Here is a 7,126-nt window from a genome sequence, read left to right on the forward strand (position 1 = left end):
ATTATCATTCACCTTTCGTCGGCCAGGTCCCCCTGTGAGTCAGTCCCGGTTCAACTCTGTCTTCCTCGTTCAGCGCCTCCCCCTATTGCGGACCTTGCAGCGCATGGTCGGCAACCCCAGCACCGCCGAGGACCTGCTGCAGGAAACCTACCTGCGAGTGTCCCGCGCCTTGGGGGAGCGGCTCATCGAACACCTCGAGCCCTTCGTCTTCCAGACCGCGCGAAACCTGGCCCTGGACCATCTGCGCACGCGCCGGGTGCAAGCGCGCATGCTGGTCGACGATGTGCCCGAAGAAATCCTGCACAACGTCGCCGCGCCGCTGAGCAGCAGCGAGGATGCCGCACACGCCGAGCAACTGCTCAAGCACCTGAGCGTCAGCCTCAACCAGTTGAGTGAGCGTCAGCAGCGCATTTTCATCCTCAGCCGCCTGCACGGTGCCAGCTACGTGGAAATTGCCGGGCAACTCAATGTCTCGGCCAGCACGGTCCAGAAGGAGCTGAAACTGATCATGGCAATCTGCATGGGTGTGGCCGAACGCCTGAAGTAAGACGACCGCTGGCCACCCGAGCTCGGCGAAGCGCTTGCCACGCCCCGCCTTAGCCTTGATCATTCGGGAAAATCATTTCAAGGATTCACCGTGACCGACAGCCCCGCCCCTCGCCCGCCGACCGCAGGGCCCGACGCCCGCGCCCGTGCGATGGACGAGGCGCTGGACTGGCTGGTCCGCCTGCAATGCGCCACCGAAGCGGACACGCTGGCCTTCGAGCAGTGGCTCAGCGCCGCGCCGGAAAACGCCGTGGCCTACGTCGAAGCCGAAGCCCTTTGGAACGGCACGCCGGTGCGCCAGGCCGCCACACAAATGCATCAGGTGCGGCGCCGCTCTGTACGCGGGCGTCTGCGGGCTCACTGGAAACCCCTGGCGACCGCCGCAGTACTGCTGGTCGGGCTGTTCACCGTGGGCAACTTGCCGATGCGCCTGCAGGCCGACCACCTGACCGTGGTGGGCGAACGCCAGCGCCTGCAGCTCGATGACGGGGCCAAGGTGCTGCTCAACACCAACTCGGCTTTCGCCAGCGACGTGCGCGAAGGCCGTCAGGTGGCACGGTTGCTACAAGGCGAGGCGTATTTCCAGGTACCCGGTGGCACCCAACCACCACTGGAAGTTCAGGCCGGCCCGCTGCGGGCACAGGTGCGCGACACTGACTTTGCCGTGCGCTACCTCGATGGTGAGGCACAGGTCCGGGTGCAGCGCGGCGACGTCGACCTGCAGGCCGCCAGCGACCAGCGTATCCGCCTGAGCGCCGGCGACAGCATCAGCGTCGGCCCGCAAGGCTTCGGCCAGCGCCAGCGCCCGGACATGCACAAGGACCTGGCCTGGGTCGATGGGCGCCTGGTGTTCGAGAACTGCCCGCTTAGCCAGGTGTTGGCCGAAGTGCGGCGCTATTACCCAGGCTGGATCATCAACCGCAACGCCCACCTGGACGACATGGCGGTGACCGGCAACTACCGCCTCGACCAGCCGCTGGAGACCTTGCGCGCCCTGGCCCACATCACCTCGGCGCAGCTGCACGAATACCCCGCCGTGGTCATTCTCAACTGACCTGAAAATTATTTTTACGCGATCGCGCTGCCCCGCCCGTCTCGTTATAGCCAATGCAACTGATTCTTGTTTAAAAACAGGAACGGTAATCACCTATAACAGTTCGCGCGTCAGGGAGCGCTTTCGATGTCCACAGGTCCAACTCGCCCGTCCCCCCTTCCCCGCCGTACCGGCCAATTGTCCCTGCTGACCCTGGCCTTGCTCGCCAGTGGCGCCTGCGGCCTGCCAGCGCTGGCAGCAGAACCTGCGCACGCGACAAGCCCACGCATGGGCGACTACCGCTTCAGCATCGCCCAGCAGCCCTTGGTCGAGGCCATCAACGCCTTCAGCCAGGTGACCGGCTGGCAGGTGGGCTTCAGCGCCGAACTGGCCGACGGTGTGGCTTCGCCAGGTGTCCGCGGCTCGCTGCCTCCGGAAGCGGCACTGAAACAACTGCTGCAAGGTACCGGCCTGGTCTATCGCAAGATCGGCAACGGCAATGTGGTGCTCGAACGCCAATCGGCGGGCAATGCCATCGCCCTGCAGCAGATGACCGTCAGCGCCACGCGCAGCGCCCAGGACGTCAGCCAGGTGCCGAGCACCGTGAGTGTGCAGACACGCGAGCAACTGGACCGGCAGAACGTCAATAACATCCAGGAACTGGTGCGCTATGAGCCAGGCGTGTCGGTCGGTGGCACCGGCCAGCGCAGCGGCCTGAACGGTTACAACATCCGTGGCATCGACGGAGAGCGCGTGCTGACCCAGATCGACGGTGTGTCGATCCCTGACAGCTTCTTCTACGGCCCCTACGCCCAGACCCAGCGCAACTACGTCGACCCCGAGATCGTCAAGCGCGTGGAAATCCTCCGCGGCCCGGCCTCGGTGCTGTACGGCAGCAATGCCATCGGCGGTGCGGTGAGCTACTTCACCCTGGACCCGGACGACATCATCAAGCCCGGCAAGGATGTCGGCGCGCGCCTGAAGACCGGCTACAGCTCGGCCGACGACAGCTGGCTGACCTCCGCCACCGTGGCCGGCCGCCAGGGCGACTTCGACGGCCTTTTGCACGTCAGCCAGCGCAACGGCCACGAAACCGAATCCTACGGCGAGCATGGCGGCAGCGGCCTGTCGCGCACCGAAGCCAACCCGGAAGACGTGCGCACCACCAACGTGCTGGCCAAGCTTGGCTGGAACTACGCCGACGACGCGCGCCTGGGCTTCACCTATGAACGCTACAAGGATGACCGTGACCAGAACATCCTAAGCGCCGTGGGCGGTCCGTTCATTCCAGGCTTAGGTGCCATGAACTCCTACCGCATGCGCCAGGGCAACGACACCGTCACCCGCGAGCGCTTCGGCATCAACCACGAGTTCGGCCTCGACAGCCTGGTCGCCGACCACGTGAAATGGAGCCTGAACTACCAGATCGCCAAGACCGACCAGCGCACCGATGAGCTGTATGTCGCGTCGGGGCGGCAGGTGCTGCGCGACCGCCAGACCACCTACAAGGACCGCCAATGGGTGTTCGATGCCCAGCTGGACAAAGCCTTCAGCATCGGCCAGACCGATCACCTGCTGACCTACGGCACCACCATAAAGCATGAAGAAGTGACCGGCTCACGCAGCGGCTCCGGCACCTGTGTGGCCATTGGCGGTAGCTGCACCGCCATCGGCCAGGACAGCTCGCGCGACGGCCAGGCCCTGGTCAGCGATTTCCCGGACCCGACCATCAACACCTACAGCCTGTTCGTGCAGGATGAGATCCGCTGGAACAACTGGACCTTCATGCCCGGTGCCCGCTACGACTACACGCGCATGGAGCCCAAGTTCACCGACGCGTTCCTACGTGGCATTCAGGGCTCGGGCGCTGCGCCAGGCGCCCTCGACGACTCGGACAAGAAGTGGCACCGCGTGTCGCCCAAGTTCGGCCTGACCTACGCTTTCAACGACAACTACACCTGGTACGGCCAGTACGCCGAAGGCTTCCGCACGCCGACAGCCAAGTCGATGTACGGCCGCTTCGAGAACCCGACACTGGGCTACAGCGTGCAGGGCAACCCCGGGCTTGAGCCGGAGAAGAGCAAGAGCTACGAGACCGGCCTGCGCGGCAACTTCGATGCCGGTAACTTCAGCGCTGCGGTCTTCTACAACAAGTACCGCGACTTCATCGACGAAGACGCCGTGCAGTCGGCCAACCTGGAAACCACCTTCCAGGCCAACAACATCAAGCACGCCACCATCAAGGGTGCCGAGGTCAAGGGCCGCCTCAACCTCGACCACTTCGGTGCGCCAGAGGGCCTCTACACCCAAGGCTCGATCGCATACGCCAACGGCCGTAACGATGACAACGGCCAGCCGCTGAACAGCGTCAACCCACTGACCGGCGTGTTCGGCCTAGGTTACGAGCAACCGAACTACGGCGGCCTGCTGAGCTGGACCGTTGTCAAGCGCAAGACCCGCGTCGACGACACCACGTTCTTCGCCCCGGACGGCCAGAGCTCGCAGTTCCGTACCCCTGGCTACGGCGTGCTGGACCTGAGCGGTTTCTACAAGGTGACCGACGACGTAACGGTCAACGCTGGGCTGTACAACCTGGCCGACAAGAAATACTGGCAGTGGGATTCGGTGCGCGGCTACGACGGCCAGGGTGAGGCGGGCGTGACCCAGCCGGCCAACCTTGACCGCCTGACCATGCCAGGGCGCAACTTCGCCATCAATGTGGTGTGGGATATCTGACTGAGCTGATCGTTACTGGCCCTATCACCGGCAAGCCTCCACGGCTACGCCACTGAACCTGAGGCAGTGGGTACCCAGTGGGAGCCGGCTTGCCGGCGATAGGGCCGGAACCGACAACACAAAAACCAGTTTTTTTACTCTCCCCACCCCCCTGTTTCGTCTTGTCACTAGACGCCCCAAATTCCCAAGGACACCCCATGACCGACCGCCCAGCCCTGCGCTCGCAACGCCTCAACCAGGTCACCCACGCCCCGCACACCGAGCTCGACGCCCTGGTCAAATCCCACGCACCGTTCGACAGCCGCGAGAGTTTCGCCCGTTTCGTCGTCGCCCAGTACCTGTTCCAGTCCGAACTGCAGGCCCTGTACAACGACCCGAAACTGATCGCCATCGTGCCTGACCTGGCCCAGCGCTGCCGCGCCGATCAAGCCCGCCTGGACCTCGCCGACCTCGATACCGAAGTACCGGCCGCAGTACCCGGCGCCTTGCACGACCCAAGCCTGGCAGAAGCGTTGGGCTGGATCTTCGTCTCCGAAGGCTCCAAACTGGGCGCCGCGTTTCTGATCAAGCGGGCCGTGGCCCTGGAGCTGTCCGACAGCTTTGGCGCCCGCCACCTGGGCGAACCGGCCGGTGGCCGCGCCGAGGGCTGGAAGCAGTTCACCCGAACCCTCGATGGCCTGGCGCTGTCTGCCGAAGAAGACGCTGCTGCCGAGCGCGGCGCAGTGGCCGCCTTCGAGCGCTTCACCGAACTGCTCAAGCATGCCTACGCCGCCGACAGCGCGCTGGCCTGATACGCTTAACCCGGCCACCCTTCCGGTGGCCGGACCGTTTTGTGCAGTGAGACCATGACCCGACCTGCCCGCTCGAAACTGTCGCGCCTGCTGTATGGCATCCTGGCTTACGTAAGCTTGGGTATCGGCCTGGTCGCCATCGTCATTCCTGGCCTGCCGACCACCGAGTTCATCCTCCTGGCTGCCTGGGCAGCGACACGCAGCTCGCCGCGCCTGTCGGCATGGCTGGAGAACCACCGGCTGTTCGGGCCTATCCTGTTCAACTGGCGCAATGGCAAGGTGATCCAGCGCCGGGCAAAGGTCAGTGCAACCCTCAGCATGCTGGTGTGCGCAGGCCTGATGCTGGCCTTCTTTGACCATCGCTGGCCGGTATTTCTGGCCATCACCGGCATGGCCCTGGGCAACCTGTGGATCTGGTCACGGCCAGAGCAGGCATGCCCGCCTGCGTCACAGGCTCAGTAGCCCTGAATACAGCGCATAAGCTGCCAGAGCAGCGCCAATCAGCACCGCCGCGAAGATCAACTTCTCCCACGTGGTGAACAGCACCTGGCCTTGTTCACGCTTGGCCCGGGCGAACAGGATTACCCCAGGCGCATACAGCAATGCCGACAGCAGCAGGTACTTGAGCCCACCGGCATACAACAGCCACAGCGCATACACCAGCGCCACCAACGCCACCAACAGGTCCTTGCGGCGCAGCCCCTCTTGCCCGGCATAACTCTCCCCGCGCAGCGCCAAGAGCACCGCGTAGGCGGCCGACCACAGGTACGGCACCAGGATCATCGACGACGCCAGGTAGATCAGGCTGGTGTAGGTACCCGCCGAAACCAAGGTGATCAGCAAGAACCCCTGGATCATGCAGTTGGTCAGCCACAGGGCATTGGCCGGCACATGGTTGGCATTTTCCTTGGCCAAAAAGCGCGGCATGGTCTTGTCCCGTGCCGTGGCGAAGAGAATTTCGGCGCACAGCAGTGCCCACGAGAGCAAAGCGCCGAGCAGCGAAACCGCCAGGCCGATGCTGATCAGCAACGCGCCCCAGGGCCCGACGATGTGCTCAAGCACCGATGCCAGTGAGGGGTTCTGCAAACCGGCCAGTTCCGGCTGGGTCATCACCCCCAGCGACAGCACGTTGACCAGCACCAGCAGCGCCAGTACGCCGAGAAAACCGATCACCGTGGCCTTGCCCACATCCGTGCGGCGCAGCGCCCGCCCCGAATAGACGCTGGCGCCTTCGATGCCGATGAACACGAATACGGTGACCAGCATCATGTTGCGCACCTGGTCCAGCACATTACCGAACTGCGGGTTGCTCACGCCCCAGATATCCCGGGTAAAGATGTCGGCGCGGAAGGCGAAGGCGGCGATGACGATGAAGATCAGCAGCGGCACCACCTTGGCCACGGTGGTTACCTGGTTGATGAACGCCGCTTCCTTGATGCCACGCAGCACCAGAAAGTGCACCGACCACAACAGCAATGAGGCACAGCCGATGGCAATGGGCGTATTGCCCTCACCGAACACCGGGAAATAAAAGCCCAGTGTACTGAACAGCAGCACGAAGTAGCCGACGTTGCCCAGCCAGGCGCTGATCCAGTAGCCCCAGGCCGAGGAAAAGCCCATGTAATCGCCAAAACCTGCCTTGGCATAGGCATACACCCCTGAATCCAGCTCAGGCTTGCGGTTGGCCAAAGTCTGGAACACGAAGGCCAGCGCCAGCATGCCCACTGCGGTGATACCCCAGCCAATCAGTACGGCCCCGACATCCGCGCGCGCCGCCATGTTCTGCGGCAACGAGAAGATGCCGCCGCCAATCATCGAACCGACCACCAGTGCGATCAACGCGCCGAGGCGCAGTTTCTGTCCTGGTTCGCTCATGCGATTCCTCGTCTTTTGTGCGTGCTGTCACATCGCTGAAACAGCTTTATCTGCATATAGATACGGCTACTTATAATAGACAAAGGGCGGTCTCAGTGACCAAGTGCAACACCCGAGGTAAGGTGCTGCATGACTACTCACTACA

6 protein-coding genes are annotated in these 7,126 nt (G+C 63.6%); 5 read left to right on the forward strand and 1 reads right to left on the reverse strand.

Features of this window, described 5'->3' with window-relative positions:
- Nucleotides 1-34: 34 nt before the first annotated feature.
- From BLX42_RS09485 to BLX42_RS09505, 5 genes are all read left to right on the forward strand, one after another.
- Nucleotides 35-547 (forward strand): RNA polymerase sigma factor, encoded by a 513-nt coding sequence (locus tag BLX42_RS09485; protein ID WP_161871660.1) that lies wholly within the window; start codon nucleotides 35-37, stop codon nucleotides 545-547.
- A gap of 90 nt (nucleotides 548-637) precedes the next feature.
- On the forward strand, nucleotides 638-1,600 hold the full coding sequence (locus tag BLX42_RS09490; RefSeq protein WP_161871661.1) for a FecR domain-containing protein: 963 nt from the start codon (nucleotides 638-640) through the stop codon (nucleotides 1,598-1,600).
- 126 nt (nucleotides 1,601-1,726) lie between these two features.
- Nucleotides 1,727-4,315: a TonB-dependent receptor gene (locus tag BLX42_RS09495; RefSeq protein ID WP_161871662.1), complete on the forward strand. Its 2,589-nt coding sequence runs from the start codon at nucleotides 1,727-1,729 to the stop codon at nucleotides 4,313-4,315.
- A gap of 197 nt (nucleotides 4,316-4,512) precedes the next feature.
- A complete protein-coding gene (locus BLX42_RS09500; RefSeq protein ID WP_046784421.1) occupies nucleotides 4,513-5,106 on the forward strand; it encodes a biliverdin-producing heme oxygenase in 594 nt (197 codons plus the stop codon).
- A gap of 54 nt (nucleotides 5,107-5,160) precedes the next feature.
- Nucleotides 5,161-5,568 (forward strand): YbaN family protein, encoded by a 408-nt coding sequence (locus BLX42_RS09505; RefSeq protein WP_125924445.1) that lies wholly within the window; start codon nucleotides 5,161-5,163, stop codon nucleotides 5,566-5,568.
- On the opposite strand, the gene arcD is transcribed toward BLX42_RS09505, so the two are convergent.
- A complete protein-coding gene (gene arcD / locus BLX42_RS09510) occupies nucleotides 5,554-6,981 on the reverse strand; it encodes an arginine-ornithine antiporter (protein ID WP_046784423.1) in 1,428 nt (475 codons plus the stop codon). The genes BLX42_RS09505 and arcD overlap by 15 nt on opposite strands.
- Between the last annotated feature and the right edge of the window lie 145 nt (nucleotides 6,982-7,126).

Source organism: Pseudomonas sp. SG-MS2 (assembly GCF_009933855.1).
Lineage (GTDB): Bacteria > Pseudomonadota > Gammaproteobacteria > Pseudomonadales > Pseudomonadaceae > Aquipseudomonas > Aquipseudomonas putida_E.